This window comes from Dactylosporangium darangshiense (assembly GCF_039537565.1).
Taxonomy (GTDB): domain Bacteria; phylum Actinomycetota; class Actinomycetes; order Mycobacteriales; family Micromonosporaceae; genus Dactylosporangium; species Dactylosporangium darangshiense.
Window position 1 is genome coordinate 94,347 of record NZ_BAABAT010000003.1, and the last position, 19,915, is coordinate 114,261.

Here is a 19,915-nt window from a genome sequence, read left to right on the forward strand (position 1 = left end):
AGTACGTGGGCATCGCCGAGACCACCGCCCACCTCGCCTGCGTCAGGAAGGTAGGCCCGCCAGGCGGAGCAGCAGCGACTTCACCTCCGTCGCGCGCACGCGAGTCAGGTCGAGGTCGGCGGCGTCGCTCAGCCATACCGGGCCGTCGGCGTCCTGCGTTGGCATGAGGCCGTGCGAGCCGCGCACGGCCCTTGCGCCCTCGTCCAGGCCGACCACGCTCATGAGGTACCGCATCCCGGTCTTCTTGCGCAGCAACGCAACGCCGGCGCGGGCCTTCGCCGCCCCGGGGGCGGCCGGGTCGAAGAACAGCTCCGCCGGGTCGTAGCCGGGCTTGCGGTGGATCTCCACCAGGCGCGCGAAGTCCGGCTTCCGCGCATCGTCCAGCCAGTAGTAGTAGGTGAACCATGCGTCGGGCTCGGCCAGCAGCACCAGCTCGCCCGAACGCTCGTGGTCCAGGCCGTGGCGCGCCTTGCCGTCGGCGTCCAGGACCTCGCCGACGCCGGGCAGGGCTGCAAGCAGTTTGCGTACCACGGAAATGTCTTGCGCATCGCGGACGTAGACGTGGGCGATCTGGTGATCTGCCACCGCGAACGCGCGTGACGTCCACGGATCCAGGTACTCCATCCCGTCCTGTGCATACACGTTGAGCAGACCCTCGGAGCGCAGCAGGCGGTTGACGTCGACGGGGCGGCGGGCCTCCGTGATGCCGTACTCCGACAACGCCACCGTCGTCGCACCCCGGGCGCGAGCGGCGTCCAGCAGCGGGGCCAGCACGTCGTCCAGCGCCGAGGCCGCCGCGGCCGCGCGCGGGTCCGAGGGGCCGTACCGCTGCAGGTCGTAGTCCAGGTGCGGCAGGTACACCAAGGTCAGGTCCGGGTTCTTGTCCGCCATCACCTGCACGGCGGCGCGAGCGATCCAGGACGACGACGGCAGGCCGGCGTTCGGGCCCCAGTACGTGAACAGCGGGAACGGGCCGATGCCCGCGGTGAGCTCGTCGTGCAGCGACGGCGGAAACGTGTAGCAGTCGGGCTCCTTGCGCCCGTCCGAGTAGTAGATCGGCCGCGGCGTCACGGTCCAGTCGACGTCGGCGCCCATGGCGTACCACCAGCAGATGTTCGCGACCGTGTAGCCGGGCTCGGCGCGGCGCGCGGCGTGCCACAGCTTGTCGCCGCCGACGAGGGCGTTGTGCTGCCGCCACAGCAGCACCTCGCCGAGGTCGCGGAAGTACCAGCCGTTGCCGACGATCCCGTGCCCGGCGGGGGTCTCGCCGGTCAGGAACGTCGACTGCACGGAGCAGGTCACGGCGGGCAGCACCGGCTCGAGCGGCACGGCGGTGCCCAGCCGGGACAGGTTCGGCATGTGCGGCAGCAGCCGCGGCGTGAGCCCGACGACGTCGAGTACCACCAGTGGCCGGCTCATCGGGCCTCCATCGTCTTCAGTCCGAGGTCCTGCAGGGTGTCACGGGCGTAGGCGAGCTCCGCGGCCATGCCGTACGCGAGGGCCTGCGGGCCCTCCGGGCGCTGGGCCGGCGGCAGGACGTTCCAGGTGTACGTCTCGACCTCGAGGTGGTCGCAGGCGGCGATCGGGCCACCGACGAGCGCGCCGAGCCCGGCCCGCAGCACGCCGGTAGTGGCTTGCAGCGGCGGCTCGGGAGCGGCGTGCAACGGCACGTGGTAGTGCACCCGCCACGGCCCGTCGGGGCCTGCGTCGAGGGCCTCGTCGAGGTCGTCGAAGGCGTGCCGGCAGCCGGCGGTGCGGGTCTGGTGCAGGAAGCGGGGCTCGGCGTAGCGGGCCACGACGTCGCGCGAGCCGCCCGGGTCGGGGACCTCGAGGGCCGCCGAGACCTGGATCTTCACGACCGGCAGGCCGGCGCGGGCGAGGCGGTGCACCGCGGTGACCGGGTCCTCCCAGGCGCAGGCGAGGTGGGCGAGGTCGACGCAGACGCCGACCCACTTGCGGTCCACGCGGGCCAGGTGGACGGTGGCCTGCAACGTGTTCTCGATGACGCAGCCGGGCTCCGGTTCGAAGGCGACGCGGACGGTACGCCCCGTCAGCACCTCCAGCGCCGCGAGCCCCTCTGCGAGGGCGTCCAGCGCGCGCCACACCCGCGCCACCTGCGGGCCGTTCCACGGGTCCCGCCAGCCCAGCGGCAGGGTCGAGATGGAGCCGCGGGCGGCGTCGTCGGGCAGCAGGTCGACGAGGATCCGCGCCAGGTCGAGGGTGTAACGCAGCCGGGCGGGGTCGGCCCAGTCCGGGTGGTACACGGCGCGCTTGACGACTGGGGCGTGGAACTCGCGGTACGGGAAACCGTTGAGCGTCACCACCTCCAGGCCGCGCGCGTCGAGCTCGCGGCGCAGGCGCCTGCGAAGGGCGGCGTCGGCGGCGAGCTCGGCGGCCACCCCGGCGCCGAGCCACAGGCCCAGGCCCAGCACGTCGGTGCCGAGCCGCTCGCGCATCGGCGTCGCGTACGTCGCCAGCTGCGCGAGGATGCCGGGCAGGTCCTCGGCCGGGTGGACGTTGGTGCCGTACGCCAGGTGCACCACCTGCCCATCGGGGTGCCGCAGGCGCATCAGGATCCCCCGCGCAGGATCGAGTTGCCCTCGAAGGTCGCCCCGGCGTCCACGTCGGACAGGTCGAGCCGCTTGGACTGGCCGTAGAACTCGACCGGGTTGCGCCACAGGACCCGGTCGACGTCGTCGTCGCAGAACCCGGCCGCCAGCATCGCCTCGCCGGTACGCCGGGTCAGCAGCGGATCGGAGCGTCCCCAGTCGGCGGCGGAGTTGACGAGCATGCGCTCCAGGCCGTACTCGCGCAGGATGTGCACCATCCGCTCGGCCGTCATCTTCGTGTCGGGGTAGATGGAGAAGCCCATCCAGCAGCCGCTCCCGGCGACGGTGCCGACGGTGACCTCGTTGAGGTGGTCGACGGCGACGCGGCCCGGGTCGATGCCGGACTCGCGCACCACGGCGAGGGTGCGCTCGGTGCCGCGGGCCTTGTCGCGGTGCGGCGTGTGGACCAGCGCGGGCAGCTCGTGCTCGACGGCGAGGGCGAGCTGCGCCGAGAACGCCTCGTCCTCCTCCGGGGTCATGGAGTCGTAGCCGATCTCGCCCACCGCGACGACGCCGTCCTTCTCGAGGTACCGCGGAAGAATCTGCAGCACGTCGCGGCATCTCGGGTCGTTGGCCTCCTTCGGGTTCAACGCGATCGTGGCGTGGTGACGGATGCCGAACTGCCCGGCCCGGAAGGGCTCCCAGCCCACGAGAGAGTCGAAGTAGTCGGTGAACGAGCCGACGTTGGTGCGCGGCTGCCCGAGCCAGAAGGCGGGCTCGACCAGGGCGCGTACCCCGGCGGCGGCCATCCGCTCGTAGTCGTCGGTGGTGCGGGACGTCATGTGGATGTGGGGGTCGAAGATGCGCATCACGAGACCCTCTCCTGAAGTCGGTGCAGCAGCTCGGTCGCGTCGGCGGCCAGGGTGCGCCCGGCGGCGCGGCGCTCCTCGGCGAGGCCGGCGAGCATGGTGGCGAGCTCGGCGTCGGCGCGGGCGTCGAGGTCGGCGACGCCGGACAGCGGCAGCTGCATGAAGACGGCCTTGAGCACGCCCTGGCGCCAGGCCGGCGCGGGCAGGGCCTTCGCGGCCGGGCCGAGCGCCGCGGCGACGAGCCGGGTGTCGTTGGTGCGCAACGCGTCCAGCAGCAGCGGCCCGGCGACGGGCGCGGGCAGGCGCAGCAGGGGCAGGGCGCGCAGCACGGCGCGCTTCTCGGCGGCGTCGCCGTAGCGGTACAGCGCCTCGATCTCGGTGGCGGCGGCCTCGCGTGGCAGCCGGTCCAGCAGCACGACGCGGGCGGCGTCATCGACGCTCCACCCCTCGGGGGACGCGAGCATCCAGCGGCCGCAGCGGCGCCCGGCCGCCGGGAACAGCCGCCCGATCGCCGCGGGCTGCCGGGACACCGTCTCCAGGGCGGTGTCGAGCCAGACGGTGTCGGCGAGCTCCGCCTTCAGGGCCGCGTACAGGGCTTCGGTACTCACGACACCTCCTGGAATCGCTCCTGTGAACGCTGCTCGGCGGCCCGCAGGAAGGCCAGCGAGTCGCGGGCCACGCCGGGCGCGGCGTGGCTGTGGCGGGGCAGCTCGACGGCGACGAGGCCGCCGTAGCCGATCTCGGCGAGGGCGCGCATGACCGGCGGGAAGTCGACCTCGCCGGCGCCGAACTCGAGGTGCTCGTGCACGCCGCGGACCATGTCGTCGATCTGGACGTTGACCAGCGAGCCGGCGGCCCGCCGCACGCACTCGTCGGCCGGCACCGGCTCCAGGCACCGGCAGTGGCCGATGTCGAGCGTCAGCCCGAAGTGCACGGGCGCGCCGAGGTCGGCCCGCAGCCGCTCCCAGTCGGCAATCGACTCGACCAGCATGCCCGGCTCGGGCTCGAAGCCGAGCATCATCTCGTGGCCCTCGGCGGCGGCGAGGACCTCGGCGCACCCGCCGACGAGCCGCCGCCACGCCTCCTCCACCGGCAGCGCCGGCGGCCGGACCCCGGCCCAGAAGCTGACCGCCTCCGCGCCGAGGTCGGCGCCGATGCGCACGGCCCGGCGCAGGAACTCCAGGCGCGGCCCCGGCTCGTCGTGCTGCAGCGTCGGCGCGTGCTTGTGCCACTTGTCCAGCAGGTACCGCGCCCCGGTCTCGATGACGACGCCGAGGCCGAGCTCCTCGAGGCGGTGCGCGACCGCGCGCACGTGGCGGGACAGCTGCGCGTCGAACGGGTCGAGGTGGTGGTGGTCCAGCGTCAGGGCGACGCCTTCGTACCCGAGCCCCGCGATGACGTCGAGCGCGTCGTCGAGCCGGTGGTTGCTGAAGCCGTTGGTCCCGTACCCGAAACGCAGCCCGCTCATGTCGGCGACACCCTCCTGCTCAGCAGCCGCGCGAGGGGGGCCACGGCGGCCACGGCGATGCCGGTCAGCGGCCGCCCGGCCCGGGCCGTGAGCGCGCCCTGCAGGGCCGGCAGGTTGAGGATCCCGGCGCCGACGGAGGCCCGCACCCGCGCCGCGTCCGGGTTGCGCACCGCGGCGAGCTGCGGTGCGCCGTAGCGGTACGCGTACCAGCCCGCCAGCGCCGCCGGCACCAGCGCCCGGCGGCTCGCGGCGGCGGACGCGGCAACGGCGGCGGTCCCGACGAGCGTGGCCTTCGGCAGCGCGGGCGTCGCACCGTCCACCTCGGACCGGGACAGCGCGGTCACGGTGTACGTGTGCGCGAACACGACGGCGGCCGGCCACGCGGCCCGCCGCAGCCGCCCGCCCACGGCCCCGAGCAGCACGTCGAGGGCCCGGCAGGTGGCCATCGCGGCCGGCCCGGCGGGCGTGGACTTGAGCCCCAGGTCGTAGGCCCACACCGCCCCCGCCAGCGGCGCCGCGACGGCGAGCGCCCGGCGCCCGCCGGCCAGCCCCGCGACCGCGACGCCGGCGGCGGTGAGCCCCGCCGCGACGCCGAGCGCGGTCCCGGGCGCGATCCGCCCGGACGGGATCGGCCGCTCGGGCCGCTCGACCGCGTCGAGGTCGCGGTCGGCCCAGTCGTTGGCGGCCATCCCGGCCCAGTACAGCAGCACGCTGGCCCCGGCCAGCCCCGCGGTGCGCGGCCCGAGCCGCCCGGCCGCGGCGGCCCCCGCGATGACGTCGCCCGGCACCGACAGCGCCGCCGGCGCCCGCACGAGCTCGGCCAGGTCCCGCCAGCTGCGCACGGGCGCGGTCATGTGAGGCTCGCGGTGAACGCGGCGAGCGCCTCGAACTGGGCGGCGAGCCCGTGGTCGACGTCGCCGAGCGGGTCCTTGAAGAAGAAGGCCAGCTCCGGCAGCGGCCCGACCCGCCCGTTGCGGTGCGCGGCCGCGACGATCCGCGCCAGGTCGAGCACGAGCGGCGCGGCGAGCGCGGAGTCGCACCCGTGCCACGTGAACTCCATGCGCATCGACGTCCCGAGGAACCCGGCGAACGTGACGAGGTCCCAGGCCGTCTTGAAGTCCCCGATGTCCGGCACGTACTCGATGCGCGTGTGCCCGTCCGGCACGTACCCGAGCGTCTCGCCGAGCACGCGCTGCTTGCTGGCCGACTTCGCCGCGTTGGCCGCCGGATCGGCGAGCGTCGCGCCGTCCCCGCCGCCGAGCAGGTTGAGCCCTGACCAGGACCGCACCCGCAGCTGCCGCATCGCGAACATCGGCGCGAGCACCGACTTCAGCAGCGTCTCGCCGGTCTTGCCGTCGTGCCCCGCATAGGGCACCTGTTTCTCCAGGGCAAGCTCGTGCAGCGCCGGCAGCCGGGCCCCCGTCGACGGCGTGAAGTCGACGTAGGCGCACCCCGCATTCAGCGCAGCGAAAGCGGCGAGCGAACTGGCCGGCAAAACCGCGTCCGCCTGCTCCAGCGCTTGCCGCAACTGCAACAAGCTTGCATGGGCCGGATGCGGTACTGCAGCCGGCTCGGTCGAGGCCACGTTGACCACAACGACCCGCTCCAGCCCGTGCCGCTCCCGGAACGCCTGCAGGTCGGCGACCATGGCCGCGGCCGCCTGCCCTTGGGTCCCCCCGTGCGGCAGTACCTTCACGTCCTCGTCCGCTGTGGACAGTTCACTGTGCAGCGCCGCGACGAGCCTCCCCGGCACCACACCGGCGGCCGCGAGCGCCTCGGCGCGTTTGACCAGCGAGGTGGTGGCGATGTCATAGCCGCCGAAGACGAGGTCCGAGAACCCCGGCAGCGCACGGTTGTCGATGCTCGGATGCTCGGCGACGCACCCGATCGGCTCGGTAAGCCCGGCCCGCAGCGCCGAAGCGCCGACAATGCTGGTGACGGCGACGGATCCGCGCGCGCCAACCAGCCACACACCCGTACGCACGGGCTCCTCCTAGCAGGTGAGGAATCGTGTGACGATAGGAATCCAGTTGGTTGGGCGACATCGCCGATTGTCGCTGGATACGCAGCCTAGATCCCGTCCACCCTCTTCCGCCAGTGCCAACCGAACTTTTATTCAAATCAAAAAAACTTCGCCTCGGTACACCTAAAGCCCGCCCGACCACACCACCGCCACCCCGCCTCACCCCCGTACGAGCAGGCCTTCCACCCCCACTTCGACCCCGCCTCCTATCGATCTGTCCAGCCTTCGGCACCCGCTCCCGCCCCGACTCCCCCTCGCACGGGCCAACCCTCCGCGCCCTCCGTTTGTCGCAACTCCCTTCCGCGCCAGCCGGCCTTCCGCGTCGGCCGGTCTTCCGCACCCTCTCTGTCGCAACTCCCTTCCGCATCGGCCGGCATTCAGCACCTGCTTGGCGCCCCTCGCCTCCCGCCTCTCGCACCGGCCGGCGTACCAGCACCCGCGTCTTCGGCCACCCCCTCGCGCCAGGCCGAGACGCCCGCCACCACCCCGACCTCCCCTCGTACTAGCCGGACGTAGGCGCCGGCTTACCGCGGAAGATCCGCCGCTCCACGGCCGTCCAGACTCCACTGGTAACGAGGTAGACCCCCGCCGCGACGGGCACGAACGGCGCAACCGCCACCGTCCCGAACGCAAGCACCCGCACCAGCAACGGCGTCCCGGCAGGCACCTGCCGCAAATTCCAAACGGCAACACAGACGAGCGCCGCAACGATCCCCCACCCCACCAGCAACCCGGGATGCGCAACGAGCCGCGCGGTAAGGTCCCCGCCAAGCAGCGTGTACCCGTGCATGGAGTTCCCGGTGAACTCCCGATACAGCAGCCAGACGAACGGCGCCTGCGCCAACATCGGCACAAACCCGGCAAACGGCCCCGACCCTTCGCGCCGCAGCAGCTCGGAAGTCTTCTCGGCCGCAACTACTGGCTCCTTGCCATGCCGCCGCCGAATCTCCTCGAGCTGCGGCGCCAGCCGCGCCCGAACCCGCTCGGCCCGGTACCCACGCAGGCTCAACGGCAGCAACGCCGCCCGCAGCAGGACGGTTGCAACAACGATGGCCACCGGCACGGACCCAAGCCCTCCGGCCAGCCAGATCAAGACATGATGAACCACGAAACGCACCCTTCCGGCATCTTTTTCGCAACCACAGCTGCGCGCACGCCAACAAGCACCCACGCGCGACGTTTCTCCGCCCCACATCGCGCAACGCACATGCGCAGGACGGACACCACTTGCAGAGTTCGAACTGCGTTGTGCGGCCGTCGCCCCGGCCCGCCCTCGACCCGGCGCAGCCACTTCGCCCACCAACGCTGTCCGCCCCACGGCCACGACCGGACTCAGCCACCGACCGCACCTAAGTCCGCCGCCCGCAGCCAGATCTCCGGCTACGCGGCTCGAATCAGCCGCTGAGCGCACGGCGAGGTCAGGCTCTGGACGCACCAGCTCTCGTAGCGAGCGAGACCAGGCACCGACGCAGATCTATCAGCTCCCGCGGCAGGCAGGACCAGGTCTGGCGCACGCGAGATCAGGCAGCAGCGCGGCGCAATCGACCCGTTGGACGCACCACCGGACAGCCTCCGAGCGGAAGCCGGATCAGCTCCTGAATGCAAGCCGGATCAGGCACCGGGCACGGTTCGATCGGGCTCGGGCCGGACGGTCGGATCGAGGTCTGGGGCATGGGCGCAGCGAAGGATCAGGCTCCAGGCGCGCGCGGACGCGGCCGACCGGCCGCATCGGGATCCGCCGAGCGAATCGCCTGCCCACGGGCGGCACGGGCCCGGGCCGGCACGGCGCGAACCTGCGCCGGCGCTGCGGGCGCACCCGCAATGAGCCGCGCGGCCAGCACGACGGCAATCGCCGCCAGCACGGCCGTAGCAACCGCAAGAATCTCCCCCGGCGCGCCGACAGAGGCCCACGCCGCAAAGAGGGTGGTCATCGACCACGACATGCCTCTGATGCTACGCACCGCCCGCAACAAACGTGCGCCCTGCGGAAGCCACACCCGCTCTACGGGCGCGACACCACGGCAACCGCAACAAACGTGCGCCCAGCGAAAGACACGCCCGCTGTTAAGGCGCAAACACCCAGAGGGCCGCAATACACATGCGCTCAGCGGTGGTTACGAGCGCGAACTGGGGACGGGGCCGACACGAGCGCCACGCGGGCGGCGGAAAACGGGGCGCCGTCGCGGTCGTGGCGAAAGTCGGGGCGTACGGCACCCGTCCCCAAGGAGCGCGCCCAGAATCGCGTTGCCACGGGAGCGAGTGCCGTACGCGGGATAGCAGCAGGGCGGTGAAGGCTGCCACATCGCAGTCGCTGCGCGCCGCGATCAAATGGCCGTCCGCGTGGGTCGGGGGCGGGTCCATGGTGCGCTCGCGTTGCGTAGACCCGGCGGCTGGCCAGGTCGGCCGTGGTCACGACGGCGACTGCTGCGCGGCCGCGGTGATCCCCGCGACCAGGTCGCGCCGCCGTGGTCACGATGGCAACTACTGCGCGGCCGCGGTGATCGCCGCGACCAGGTCGTCGCCGGTGTAGGCGCGGCCGGCGATGCCCCAGCCGCCGTCGGGGGCGTTGAAGATGTTCACCCAGGTGTTCTCGGGCTCGTGCCAGGGCACCGTGCACTCGCCGACGATGTCGGTGGCGGCCCGGATGAACGCGGCGCGCAGCTCCACGCTGCCCAGTGCGATGTTCGGGATCTCCAGTTTGACCACGACCAGTGGGCGGTTGGCGCCCCCGGCGTACACGTCGGCGGGCTCGACCTCGTCCACGTGCCCGCCGACGATCGGCGTGAAGAACGCGTTGCCGGCGGCGCCGCTGATCTCGATGAGCGCTCGGCTGAGCCGCGGAAGGACCTGCTGCCGGCCGCTCGTGGTGAGCACCCCGCGCGGCGCGGTGACGGTGATGGGCATGACACTCCTCGTGACTAGTACGTACATCCTAGCGAGTTCACAATCGGCTAGGATGACCGTACGAGTCAAGGGAGGGCCGGAGGTTGGCGAGCGACACCCGCAACCGGATGCTGGAGGCCGCCGTGACGGCGCTGCGCCGCCATGGCGTGGCCGGCATGTCGTTCAGCGAGATCCTCGCGGCGAGCGGCGCGGCCCGTGGCGCGATCTACCACCACTTCCCCGGCGGCAAGACCCAGCTGGTCGCCGAGGCCGCCGAGCTCAACGGCCGCGAGGTGGGTGCGAGGTTCGCGCAGCTGCCGGCCACGACCCCGCGCCAGGTCGTCGTGGATTTCCTTTCCCTGGTACGCCCAGTCCTCCTCGAATCCACCACCGGCAACAGCTGCGCGGTGGCCGCCGTGGCGATGGGCTACGACACCGCCCCCGACGAGACGCTCCTGCACGCCTCGGCCACCGCCTTCGCGTCCTGGGTGGACGTCTTGGCCGACCGCCTGACGAGGGCCGGCCTCCCCCACGCCGAGGCGTACGACCTGGCCACCACCCTGATCGCCTTGCTGGAGGGCGCCCACGTCCTGTGCCGCGCGTCCGCCTCGATCGAGCCCTTCGACCGAATGTGCCGCACCGCCGAGGCCCTGGCCCCGCAGGGCCGATAAGCCCCGTGGGCCGGCGTCAGAACCGCCGACGCGGCGGGCGGCGCAACCACGCGGCGCGGCGAGCCTCAGGCGCGCGCCACGGCGGACCCGCGCTGTGGGACGGACGCGGCGAACCGCGGCGGCGGGCGCAACCACGCGGCGCGGCGAGCCTCAGGCGCGCGCCACGGCGGACCCGCGCTGTGGGACGGACGCGGCGAACCACGGCGGCGGGCGCAATCGTGCGGCGCGGCGGCCTCGAGTGGAGGGGCTACGGCGTCGGGCGGGACTTCACCCAGGCGGCGATCTGGGTGCGGGACTCAAGGTTGAGCTTGTTCAGGATGTTGGAGACGTGGACGGCGGCGGTGCGCGGGCTGATGTAGAGGCGGCGGGCGAGTTCGGCGTTGGTCAGGCCCTCGGCCAGCAGGACGGCGACCTCGCGCTCGCGCGGGGTCAGGGCCTGGTCGCCGGCGCCGGCGGTGACCGGGTCGGCCAGGCCGAGGCGGCTGCGCAGGCCGGTGAGCTCGGCGACGCGCCAGCCGGCCCAGCGGGCCAGGTGGGGCTCGGCGGCGCGGACCTGGTCGCGGGCCGCGTCGAGGTCGCCCTGGGCGAGCAGGCAGCGGGCGGCGCCGAGGTGGCCGGTGCCGCGCTGGGCGGGCAGGAGCATGGTGGGCTCGGCGACCGCGGCGCGGTAGAGGCGCAGGGCGTCGGCGATGTGGCCGGCGGTCTCGGCGATCTGGGCGTCGGCGAGCCAGCGGTATGCGTCGTCGAACAGCGGGTCGTCGATGGCGGCGGCGATCGGGCGCAGCTCGTCGGCGCTGAAGCTGGCGGACAGGCCCGCGGAGATCAGGTCGTGTGCGAAGTCGCGGCCGGTGACGCCGGTGACGCGGACGGCGTCGAGGACGATGCGCAGCAGCTCGCGGGCCTGCTCGACGCGGCCGAGGCGGCAGGCGAGGTGGAACTGCAGGCCGGGGACCGAGGTCTGGGTGAGCATCGTGTAGGCGTCGGTGGACTGCTCGATGAGGCCGCGGATGACGGTGTCGGCCTTGTCCAGCTCGCCGGCCTCGAGCAGCAGGCCGGCGAAGAGCACGCCGTGGTAGTCGCTGCCGTTGCGGGTGCGCAGCAGGCCACGGTCGCGGCGCCGCGCGGCCTCGAGCTGGGCGATGGCGGCGCCGAGGTTGCCCTCCTGGACGGCGAGGCGGGCGCGGCCCTGGAAATACGCCGCCACGGCCAGGGACTCGAACCCGGCCCGCTCGGCGAACTTGCGCATCCGCTCGAGCGCGGCGGCCCAGTCGGCGGGGCCGCCCGGGAGCAGGTTGTAGAGGTTGTTGAGCGAGCGGGCGGCCAGCAGCCACTCGCCGGCCTCCTCGGCCTCCTGCGTCGCCTCGTTGAGCAGCTTGATGCCCTCTTCGACGCCGGCGGCGACGTTGACGAGGGCCGAGCCCTTCTCTACCTTGCCGGCGAGCCAGACGGCGGGCAGGCCGAGCTCCTCGCCGAGGGAGATGGCCATGTCCGCCCAGGCCACGGCGCGCTCGGTGTCGTCGTGCAGCATGTACGCCTGTGCGATCGCCGCATACGCGTGCGCCTTCGCCGGCCCGTCGTCGAGGTGGGCGATCTCGGCGCGCAGCTGCGCGGCCCGCTCCTGCATGCTGCCGCTGCTGCCGATCTCCCAGCTGAGGCGGACCAGCAGCCGCAGCGCGTCGGCGCGCTCCTCGCGGGTGGCGGCGGCGTCGAGCCAGCGCCGGCCGAGCTCCTGCGCGTCGTCCAGCAGCCCGGCGAGCCACGCGGCCCGGGCGCCGCAGGAGAGCAGCTCGACGTCGTCGGGCAGCTCGTCGAGGCCCATCTCGGCCAGCTGCAGCGCCTGGTACGGCGAGCCCATCCCCATGTAGACGTGCAGGCCGCGGCGCGCCGCCTCGACCATGTCGAGATAGCGCCCGGCGCCCCTGGCGTGGTGCGCGACGAGGGCGTAGTCCTTGCTGCCGGTCGACAGCAGCGTCTCGAGGGCCAGCTCGTGCAGGCGGCGCCGCTGCCGGGCGAGCATCTCGTCGACGAGCGCCTCGCGGGTCAGGGCGTGGCGAAAGCTGAACTCGTCGTCGCCGGTCTCGACCATCAGCCCGCGGCGCACCAGGTCGCGCAGCCCGTCGATGAGGTCGTTCTCGTCGAAGCCGGTGACGGCGGCGAGCAGGTCGAAGGGCACCTTGCGGCCGAGGACGGCGGCGGCCTCGACGATGCGCTTCTCGTCGTCGTCGAGGTCGTCGAGCTGGCGGCGCAGCGCCTCGGCGACGTTCCACGGCAGCGGCCGGTCGCACAGCGTGTCGAGGTCGCCGTCGCCGTTGGCCTTGAGCAGCTCCTCGAGGAAGAACGGGTTGCCGCCGGTGCGGTTGTGCAGCGACAGCGCGGTCCGGTAGGCGGGCGGGCGCCCGGTCGCGGACTTCAGGAACATCGACGTGTCGGCGAGGCTGAGCCGCTCGAGCCGCACGTTGGTCACCGTGTATCGCCGCTCGAGCCGCGTCAGCAGGTCGGCCAGGGGGTGCCGCCGGGTGACCTCGTCGGGCCGGTAGGTGCCGATCAGCAGCCGCGGCCCGGGGAGCTCGGCGATCCGCTCGAACAGCGCCACGCTCTCCGAGTCGGCCCAGTGCAGGTCCTCGAAGATCACGATCGAGGGCCCCGGCGTGGTCAGCTGCCGCACGATCTCCAGGCCGGCCTGGATGCGGTCGATCATCGAACGGGAGGCGTCGGTGACCACGCGCAGGGGCTCGGGGTCGAGTCCCTCGGAGCGGTGACAGCTGTCGATCGCGTCGAGGAGCACCTCGAAGGGGCGGCTGAGGGTGCCGGGATCGGCCTGGCCGTCGAGGACCGGAACCGTCTCGGGCTGCCCCGCGATCAGCTCCTGCACCATACGGCTCTTGCCGATGCCCGGCTCCCCGCCGAGCATGGCGATGGAAGGGTCGGCGCCGTCGACGAGGCGGCGCAAGCGGCGCAGCTCGTCGTCGCGGCCGACCATCACCTGGCTCATTCCGCTACGGCTGGCCCGCACGCCACCAGCCTACCGGCGGGAGGCCGATCTACCGGCTGTGATGGACGCGACCTGCGCCACCACCGGCGGCGCTCGTCGCCGATGGCCAGGCGGCCGCGCAGGTCCAGCCCGAGCAGGCCCTGCTGGCGGTGCTGGAGCTGGCTGTAGAGGAAGGCGGGGTGCATCATGTCGACTCCTTGGCCGGATGGTTCCGTGTGGTGACTCCATCGTGTCGACGTAAGGAGCCGCTGCCATCTGCACCTGTTACGTATCTTCGGCGGTCATCGCGGCCTAGTCATCGCGGCGGCGGCTAGTCATGCGGGGCCGGCACAAACCAGAACAGCCCCGGCGCCCCGCACGGACCACCAGGAGGGGTGTCATCCGTGCGGTGCGCCGGGGCTGTCCTCCCCCGCGCGGTTCGGTCGCGCAGGGCCCGGCGAAAGCTCGTCAGGCCGCTACGCCGGCGCGTTGTGCTCGACGGCGCAGCTTCACGCGGCTTGACCAGTGCTTGGCCTCGTCGAGCATGTGCAGCTGGCGCTGGCGGACGAGCTCGGTGAGGAATCCATCGTGGACGTTCATGGCTCTGGGGCTCCTTCAACTGGATCAGCTTGTGACTCCATAGTGGCGAAGTAAGGCCCCGGTTCCATCGGTAACACTTACGTAATCGCGCCGCCCGGACATACGTAGATGGCCGCCCGCCGCGTCTACGTATCCCTACGCCGGTCTAGTCATCCCACAAATCCGCAGGTTAGGGCCGGTCGGCGGCGGGGAACGGATGACTACGTGATGCTCGTCGGAACCTCCGGGTGGCAGTACAAGGACTGGCGCGACCGGTTCTACCCGCGCGACGTGGCGCACCGGCTGTGGCTGGAGCACTACGCGGCGGCGTTCGGCACGCTCGAGGTCAACAACGCGTTCTACCGGCTGCCCGAGCGGGCCACGTTCGAGGACTGGCGGGCCCGCACCCCGGACGACTTCGTGGTCGCGGTGAAGGCGAGCCGGTTCCTCACGCACGTCAAGCGGCTGCGGGAGCCGCGCGAACCGGTCGAGCGGCTCATGGACCGCGCCGCGGGGCTCGGGCACAAGCTCGGGCCCGTCCTGCTGCAGCTGCCGCCGACGCTGCCCGCCGACCCGGCGGCCCTCGCCGCGACGCTGGACGCGTTTCCCCGCGGCGTGCGGGTCGCGGTCGAGCCGCGGCACGAGTCGTGGTGGACCGGGGAGGTCCGTGACGTACTGCAGTCGCACAACGCCGCGCTGTGCTGGTCGGACCGCAAGGGCCGCCCCCGCTCGCCGCTGTGGCGCACCGCGGACTGGGGCTACCTGCGGCTGCACGAGGGGCGCGCCGCGCCGTGGCCGCGCTACGGCCGCTCGGCGCTGAGCACCTGGATCGGGCGCATCGACGAGGCGTTCCCGGGCCAGGCCAAGACACGACCGACCTTCTACGTGTACTGCAACAACGACCCCGGCGCCGCCGCGATAGCCGACGCCGCGGCGTTCGCACACCTGGCCGAGCGCCGCGGCCTGGCGGTCGGACGGGCACCGGAACGGCTGCCGAACTGGTCGTAGGCTTCGTCCGTGGCCAAGTTCTGCTGCGTGGTGTTCGTGCTCGCCGTCTTCCTGGGATTCCTCGTGTGGCAGCGGCGCCACCTGATCAACCGCGACCGCGACGAGCGCCGCTGAGCGGCAGGAGCCGGCCGGGGAGGCTCAGGATGTACCACACCCGGAAAGAAAGGACAGGTCCAGCGATTCGATGTCGCGGCCGACGTGCAGGCCCGGCTGCGGGCCGCCGGGCAGCGTGAACAGGGTCGGGCCCACCGTCACCATGCCCAGCCCGTGGCGCGGGTGCGGCATGGGCGGCAGCGAGCGCCACCGACCGGCCGCGCCGGAGCCCGGGAAGAACGCCTCCACCTGCTCGAACGTGTGCTGGCCCTCGCCACCGGCGGCGATCACGACGCCGTTGCACGTAGCGGTCGCGGCCAGGCCGCCGCGCGCGGTGGGCAGGTCGGGGCGGCGGGTCCAGGCGCCCGAGCGCGGCTCGAACGACTCGACGGCCGCCATGTTGCCGCCCGTCGCCGTGCGGCCACCGACCGTGTAGAACAGGCCGCCGGCCGCGGCGCCGCCGAGGTGCTCGCGGCGGGTCGGGGCGCCGGGTGCGGTGCTCCAGCGGTCGGCGGCGGCGTCGTACACCAGCGCCGAGTCGGCCAGGACGTCGCGGCCGGGGCCGATGCCGGCGGCCACGTAGATCTTCCCGTCGATCGCCGCCGCGGCGCCGGCCGCCCGCGCGGAGGGCATGTCGGCCGCCGAACGCCACCGCCAACCGGCAGGAACGGCGGCAGAAGCACCGGCAGGACCGGTGGAGGACGGCGGGTCGAGGCGGAAGGCGGCGGCGCTGGGCGTCCCGTCCGCCAGATAACCACCGAAGACATAGACGACGCCGGCGACGGAGGCGGCCATGGCGTGGTTGATGCGAGCGGCAGCGGCGGGCCGGCCGACCAGGTGCGGGCGCGGATGTCGTAGATCTCCACGGTGGTCAGGCTGCCGTTGTCCGCGGCCAGGCCGCCGGCCACGACGATCCGGTCGCCGCTGACGGCGGCGGCGACCTCGGTGCGCTCGGACGGGGCGCCGGGCAGCTGCACCCAGGCGGTGCCGGAGGGAACGGTGAGTGCGGATGTATCAGGCGCGGCCGAGCCCGACTCTCCTCCAGTGGAGGTGCAACCGGAGGCAAGAAGGAGCAATGCGGCCGTCCACAACCACGGACGCATGCCGACTAGTCTCCCAAGGATCATCAGAAGTTTCAATTCATCTGTTTTCCGGCAGAACCGCCGGACAAAGACGGTGAATGCCGCAAAGGCATGCGCCGGAGGGTTGCCGAGAGATTGCACACAGTAATGAGGGGACAACGGAACCGGCACGTTCCCGATATTCTGTGTGTTCGATGTGGGGACCGGAGGGGGGCCGCCCATATGGGCAAGCACGGGGTCGCGTCGGCACGAGTACGCCGGCGCGGAACACGGTGACCGCCACGGTGGGCCGGGACAGCGGGGCGTTTACGGGGGCGACCGAGACCGTGCTGCACCTGCATCGCGCCGCAAACGCCGTGCGGCAGCACGTCGAGCAGGAGGTGCTCCGCCCGCGCCAGCTGACCTGGACCGGCTTCGTGGTGCTGCGCACCGTCTGGGCGGCGCGGCGCATCGAGACGCGGCACGTGGCCGAGCAGGCCGGCATCTCCAAGGCGACACTCACCGGCGTGGTCGACACGCTGAGCGGGCGCGGGCTCATGCGGCGCACCAACCACCCCGACGACGGGCGCCTGGTGCTGCTGCAGCTCACCCGCAAGGGCCACCGGCTCATCCGGGAGCTGCTGCCGGAGTCGCAGACCGCGGAGACCTACGCGTGGTCCTACCTCGAGCCCGGCGAGCTCGCCCGCGTCACGGCTGCGCTGCGTGGACTCGTCGATCACCTTGAGCGACCCCGGTAACGGCGGATTGTCCGGATGACCCCATCCGGGCCGCGGTCGCCGGCAAGTGACGGAACAGTGCCATAACAGGTGTGACCTCCGGCGCGGACGTTCCGGGGTTCCTGCATTACTGTTCGAGGCACCACGAGGACGTGCTGGAACGCACAAAGGTGTCCGAACGGACACGAGGGTTGCATCCAGCGCGGTCTTTTCATCTTCCGAGGAAGGGAGAAGACTGCTCGTGAGTAACACTCCCCCACAGCATCCCCCTCACCCCCAGCGACGGAAGACCGTGGAAGGACCCCGATGACCGAGGCAGGCAACCACGACGACGCCGGTGCACCCGGCACGCCGGACCTGCCGCTGCGCTCGGCCGCGCCCGCCCGCCGCGCCTCCGTCGGCGACCTGACGCAGAACGACCCGATCCGCATCGACGACTACCGGCTGCTCGGGCAACTCGGCGTCGGCGGCATGGGCACCGTCTACCTGGCGCAGTCGCCGGAAGGTACGCGGGTCGCGGTCAAGCTGGTCCACGCACACCTCGCCCGCGACCCCCGCTTCCGGGTGCGTTTCGCCGGCGAGGTCCGCGCTGCGCAGCGGGTGCCGGGGTTCTGCACGGCCCGGGTGCTCGACTCGGGCGTGTTCGAGGAGCGGCCGTACCTCGTCACCGAGTACCTCGAGGGCATCCCGCTGTCCCGGCTCGTCGCCGACGACGGCCCGCTGGACCCGGCCATGCTGCACAGCGTGGCGCTCGGCGTCGCCGCCTCCCTCGCCGCGATTCACAACGTGGGTCTGGTACATCGCGACCTCAAGCCCAGCAACCTCATGGTCACGCTCGGCGGCGTGCGGATCATCGACTTCGGCATCGCCCGGGCGCTCGACGCCGCCAGCGACATCACCGGCACCGGCAACATCGTCGGCAGCCTCGGGTGGGCCTCCCCCGAGCAGCTGCGGGCCGAGGAGCCCACGGCGGCGATGGACATCTTCGGCTGGGGCTGCCTGGTCGCGTTCGCCGCCACCGGCCGCCACCCCTACGGCGGCGAGGAGGCGGCCGCCCGCGCCTGGAAGATCCTGGAGGGCGAGCCCGACCTCGGCGGCATCCCCGACCCGGTCGGCGACCTCGTCGCCGCCGCGCTGAGCCGCGACCCCGGCGACCGCCCCAGCGCCAAACAGCTGCTGTTGGGCCTGGCCATCGACGACCTCGAGGCGGTCACCGTCCCGGTGCAGCGGCGCTGGCTGCGCGGCGCGCCGCAGATGTCGCGCCGGCGCGTGACGTCGATGGCGATCGCGCTGCCGATGGCGCTGGCGCTGGTCTTCGCCGCCGCCGAGGGCACCTCGGACCTGATGGGCGGCAACCCCGGCGGCGACTCCCACCACGGCAGCACCGGCGGCGACCAGGTGACCACCAACCTGTCGCCCCAGCCGGGCCCGCACGCGACCGCCGGTGGAGGCGGCGGGCGGCCGGGCGGCGGGGCCACGCAGACGCTGATCGGCAACCCGACCAACATCGCGCAGACGCCGGTCGCGACCCAGACGGACAACCCGGCGACGCGGACGGCGACGGCGGCGCCCGTCACCACCACCACCGCGCCGCCGACGACCGACCCGCCGCCGACGACCACCGAGGCGCCGCCGCCGACGACCGACCCGCCGCCGACGACCACCGATCCTGCCGGCTCGATCCAGCTGCCGGGCGGGCAGTGAGCGGGCGCGTCAGACGACGTGCTCGAGGTAGCGCTGCAGCGTCTCGCTGAGCACCTCACCGCCGGGACGTGACCAGACGTCCTCGTGGAACACCTCGACCTCGATCGGCCCGGCGTAGCCGGCCGCGTCGACCGCCTCGCGGAAGCGGCGCAGCTCGACGCAGCCGACGCCGGGCAGGCCGCGCCCGAGCAGCACGCCCGCCGGCAGCGGCGTGATCCAGTCGGCGACCTGGAAGCACGCGATCCGCCCGCCGGCGCCGGCCCGCGCCAGTTGCGCCCAGACCTGGTCGTCCCACCAGATGTGGTACGTGTCGACGGCGACCCCGACGACCTCGGCGGGGTGCTCCTCGGCGATGTCGAGCGCGTTGCCGAGCGTGACGACGGCGCACCGGTCCGACGCGAACATCGGGTGCAGCGGCTCGATCGCCAGCTGCACGCCGGCCGCGCGCGCGTGCGGCACGAGCTCCCCGATCGCGTCGCCGATGCGGCGTCGCGCTCCGTCGATGTCGCGGCTACCCTCGGGCAGACCGCCGCTGACGAGCACGAGCACCGGCGCGCCGAGCGTGATCGCCTCGTCGATGGCCCGCAGGTTGTCGTCGCGCCAGTCGTCCGCGGTGAAGAACCCGCCGCGGCACAGCGTCGTGACGGCGAGCCCGGCCGAGCGCACGAGCGCCGCGGTGCGCTCGATACCGTACGCGTCAACCTGGTCACGCCAAAGCCCGATGCCGGGCACGCCGGCCGCGACGCAGCCCGCGACGGTGTCCTCCATCGGCCAGCGCTTGGTGGTCGCCTGGTTCAACGAGAATCTCGATAGATCGCCCATAGGTCCTCCGATTCGCATTTTCCGGATTTGGTACTTCCTGAGCTCCCCCCGGCGACGCCCGCGCTCCGGTTCTCACCCGGCGCCGGCGCGCTCGCCGCCCGCAACCGCCGGACCGCGGCCTCGCTTCTCGACCTCACCCCACACGCACGGACAGCGGGCCGACCCGAGCCACGGCCTCGCACTTCGATCTCGCCCCGCACGAACGGCGGGGCGACCCGAACCACGGCCTCGCATCTCGACCTCGCCCCGCACAAACGGCCTCGTATCTCCACCTCGCCTCGCACGAACGACGCGGCGATCCGAACCGCGGCCTCGCACCTCACCCCCGCACGAACGGCGACGCGAAATGGCGACCCCAGCGACGAGCGACCCGGCCATGCCTCGGCCTACCTCGCCGATCCTCAGGCCACACGGCCGCAAGGCCACGCATCTACGTCACATAACCGAAAAATCCGATATGTCCGTCACGAAGTGGCG

At 72.8% G+C, this 19,915-nt stretch carries 19 protein-coding genes and 1 pseudogene; 4 read left to right on the top strand and 16 right to left on the bottom strand.

The window, feature by feature from the left end; translation table 11 throughout:
• Positions 1–42 precede the first annotated feature (42 nt).
• The 10 genes from ABD901_RS07115 to ABD901_RS07160 form a co-directional block, all read right to left on the bottom strand.
• A complete protein-coding gene (locus tag ABD901_RS07115) occupies positions 43–1,419 on the bottom strand; it encodes an alkaline phosphatase family protein (protein ID WP_345122547.1) in 1,377 nt (458 codons plus the stop codon).
• Positions 1,416–2,570, bottom strand: coding sequence for a metabolite traffic protein EboE (gene eboE / locus ABD901_RS07120; protein ID WP_345122549.1), 1,155 nt, complete (start codon positions 2,568–2,570; stop codon positions 1,416–1,418). Before eboE ends, ABD901_RS07115 begins: the two co-directional genes overlap by 4 nt.
• Entirely contained in the window at positions 2,570–3,418 is an 849-nt protein-coding gene (locus ABD901_RS07125; protein WP_345122551.1) for a TatD family hydrolase, read from the bottom strand. The genes eboE and ABD901_RS07125 overlap by 1 nt, the downstream gene beginning before the upstream one ends.
• A complete protein-coding gene (locus ABD901_RS07130) occupies positions 3,418–4,026 on the bottom strand; it encodes an EboA domain-containing protein (protein ID WP_345122553.1) in 609 nt (202 codons plus the stop codon). The genes ABD901_RS07125 and ABD901_RS07130 overlap by 1 nt, the downstream gene beginning before the upstream one ends.
• Positions 4,023–4,886, bottom strand: a complete 864-nt coding sequence (locus tag ABD901_RS07135) for a sugar phosphate isomerase/epimerase family protein (protein ID WP_345122555.1) — start codon at positions 4,884–4,886, stop codon at positions 4,023–4,025. The genes ABD901_RS07130 and ABD901_RS07135 overlap by 4 nt, the downstream gene beginning before the upstream one ends.
• Complete coding sequence (locus ABD901_RS07140) at positions 4,883–5,740, bottom strand: SCO3242 family prenyltransferase (protein ID WP_345122557.1); 858 nt, start codon at positions 5,738–5,740, stop codon at positions 4,883–4,885. Before ABD901_RS07140 ends, ABD901_RS07135 begins: the two co-directional genes overlap by 4 nt.
• Positions 5,737–6,870, bottom strand: a complete 1,134-nt coding sequence (locus ABD901_RS07145; protein ID WP_345122559.1) for an inositol-3-phosphate synthase — start codon at positions 6,868–6,870, stop codon at positions 5,737–5,739. The genes ABD901_RS07140 and ABD901_RS07145 overlap by 4 nt, the downstream gene beginning before the upstream one ends.
• Positions 6,871–7,411: 541 nt before the next feature.
• Entirely contained in the window at positions 7,412–8,026 is a 615-nt protein-coding gene (locus tag ABD901_RS07150) for a YidC/Oxa1 family membrane protein insertase (RefSeq protein ID WP_345122561.1), read from the bottom strand.
• A gap of 571 nt (positions 8,027–8,597) precedes the next feature.
• Positions 8,598–8,852: a DUF6412 domain-containing protein gene (locus ABD901_RS07155; protein ID WP_345122563.1), complete on the bottom strand. Its 255-nt coding sequence runs from the start codon at positions 8,850–8,852 to the stop codon at positions 8,598–8,600.
• Between the two features lie 538 nt (positions 8,853–9,390).
• Positions 9,391–9,813, bottom strand: a complete 423-nt coding sequence (locus ABD901_RS07160) for a tautomerase family protein (protein WP_345122565.1) — start codon at positions 9,811–9,813, stop codon at positions 9,391–9,393.
• Positions 9,814–9,896: 83 nt separating this feature from the next.
• Here ABD901_RS07160 and ABD901_RS07165 point away from each other — a divergent pair, with 83 nt between their 5' ends.
• Positions 9,897–10,463, top strand: coding sequence for a TetR/AcrR family transcriptional regulator (locus ABD901_RS07165; RefSeq protein ID WP_345122567.1), 567 nt, complete (start codon positions 9,897–9,899; stop codon positions 10,461–10,463).
• A 247-nt stretch (positions 10,464–10,710) separates the two neighbouring features.
• Here ABD901_RS07165 and ABD901_RS07170 read toward each other — a convergent pair whose 3' ends face one another.
• The 3 genes from ABD901_RS07170 to ABD901_RS07180 form a co-directional block, all read right to left on the bottom strand.
• On the bottom strand, positions 10,711–13,476 hold the full coding sequence (locus ABD901_RS07170) for an ATP-binding protein (protein ID WP_345122569.1): 2,766 nt from the start codon (positions 13,474–13,476) through the stop codon (positions 10,711–10,713).
• Positions 13,452–13,643: a hypothetical protein gene (locus tag ABD901_RS07175; RefSeq protein ID WP_345122571.1), complete on the bottom strand. Its 192-nt coding sequence runs from the start codon at positions 13,641–13,643 to the stop codon at positions 13,452–13,454. The genes ABD901_RS07170 and ABD901_RS07175 overlap by 25 nt, the downstream gene beginning before the upstream one ends.
• A 259-nt stretch (positions 13,644–13,902) precedes the next feature.
• Complete coding sequence (locus ABD901_RS07180; RefSeq protein WP_345122573.1) at positions 13,903–14,034, bottom strand: hypothetical protein; 132 nt, start codon at positions 14,032–14,034, stop codon at positions 13,903–13,905.
• A 207-nt stretch (positions 14,035–14,241) separates the two neighbouring features.
• Between ABD901_RS07180 and ABD901_RS07185 the strand changes: the two genes are divergently transcribed.
• A complete protein-coding gene (locus ABD901_RS07185; RefSeq protein ID WP_345123547.1) occupies positions 14,242–15,021 on the top strand; it encodes a DUF72 domain-containing protein in 780 nt (259 codons plus the stop codon).
• A gap of 138 nt (positions 15,022–15,159) precedes the next feature.
• On the opposite strand, the gene ABD901_RS07190 is transcribed toward ABD901_RS07185, so the two are convergent.
• Together ABD901_RS07190 and ABD901_RS58980 are read right to left on the bottom strand one after the other, a co-directional pair.
• Positions 15,160–15,909 (bottom strand): Kelch repeat-containing protein, encoded by a 750-nt coding sequence (locus tag ABD901_RS07190; RefSeq protein WP_345122575.1) that lies wholly within the window; start codon positions 15,907–15,909, stop codon positions 15,160–15,162.
• A gap of 29 nt (positions 15,910–15,938) precedes the next feature.
• Positions 15,939–16,418 (bottom strand): annotated as a pseudogene (locus ABD901_RS58980) (hypothetical protein); the annotation flags it as partial.
• 50 nt (positions 16,419–16,468) lie between these two features.
• On the opposite strand from ABD901_RS58980, the gene ABD901_RS07195 reads away from it, so the two are divergent.
• Positions 16,469–16,933 (top strand): MarR family winged helix-turn-helix transcriptional regulator, encoded by a 465-nt coding sequence (locus ABD901_RS07195; protein WP_345122577.1) that lies wholly within the window; start codon positions 16,469–16,471, stop codon positions 16,931–16,933.
• A gap of 285 nt (positions 16,934–17,218) precedes the next feature.
• Positions 17,219–18,616, top strand: coding sequence for a serine/threonine-protein kinase (locus tag ABD901_RS07200; protein WP_345122579.1), 1,398 nt, complete (start codon positions 17,219–17,221; stop codon positions 18,614–18,616).
• Positions 18,617–18,625: 9 nt separating this feature from the next.
• Here ABD901_RS07200 and ABD901_RS07205 read toward each other — a convergent pair whose 3' ends face one another.
• Positions 18,626–19,438 carry a sugar phosphate isomerase/epimerase family protein gene (locus ABD901_RS07205; protein ID WP_345122580.1) on the bottom strand — a complete coding sequence of 271 codons (813 nt, stop codon included), beginning with the start codon at positions 19,436–19,438 and terminating at the stop codon, positions 18,626–18,628.
• Positions 19,439–19,915: the final 477 nt, after the last annotated feature.

Bases quoted from the DNA above. Each gene is read 5' to 3' on its own strand.
- ABD901_RS07160 (WP_345122565.1), bottom strand. From the start codon at position 9,813: ATGCCCATCACCGTCACCGCGCCGCGCGGGGTGCTCACCACGAGCGGC.
- ABD901_RS07115 (WP_345122547.1), bottom strand. From the start codon at position 1,419: ATGAGCCGGCCACTGGTGGTACTCGACGTCGTCGGGCTCACGCCGCGG.
- ABD901_RS07175 (WP_345122571.1), bottom strand. From the start codon at position 13,643: ATGATGCACCCCGCCTTCCTCTACAGCCAGCTCCAGCACCGCCAGCAG.
- ABD901_RS07135 (WP_345122555.1), bottom strand. From the start codon at position 4,886: ATGAGCGGGCTGCGTTTCGGGTACGGGACCAACGGCTTCAGCAACCAC.
- ABD901_RS07125 (WP_345122551.1), bottom strand. From the start codon at position 3,418: ATGCGCATCTTCGACCCCCACATCCACATGACGTCCCGCACCACCGAC.
- ABD901_RS07180 (WP_345122573.1), bottom strand. From the start codon at position 14,034: ATGAACGTCCACGATGGATTCCTCACCGAGCTCGTCCGCCAGCGCCAG.
- ABD901_RS07155 (WP_345122563.1), bottom strand. From the start codon at position 8,852: ATGTCGTGGTCGATGACCACCCTCTTTGCGGCGTGGGCCTCTGTCGGC.
- ABD901_RS07200 (WP_345122579.1), top strand. From the start codon at position 17,219: ATGACCGAGGCAGGCAACCACGACGACGCCGGTGCACCCGGCACGCCG.
- ABD901_RS07205 (WP_345122580.1), bottom strand. From the start codon at position 19,438: ATGGGCGATCTATCGAGATTCTCGTTGAACCAGGCGACCACCAAGCGC.
- ABD901_RS07140 (WP_345122557.1), bottom strand. From the start codon at position 5,740: ATGACCGCGCCCGTGCGCAGCTGGCGGGACCTGGCCGAGCTCGTGCGG.
- ABD901_RS07185 (WP_345123547.1), top strand. From the start codon at position 14,242: ATGCTCGTCGGAACCTCCGGGTGGCAGTACAAGGACTGGCGCGACCGG.
- eboE (WP_345122549.1), bottom strand. From the start codon at position 2,570: ATGCGCCTGCGGCACCCCGATGGGCAGGTGGTGCACCTGGCGTACGGC.
- ABD901_RS07190 (WP_345122575.1), bottom strand. From the start codon at position 15,909: ATGGCCGCCTCCGTCGCCGGCGTCGTCTATGTCTTCGGTGGTTATCTG.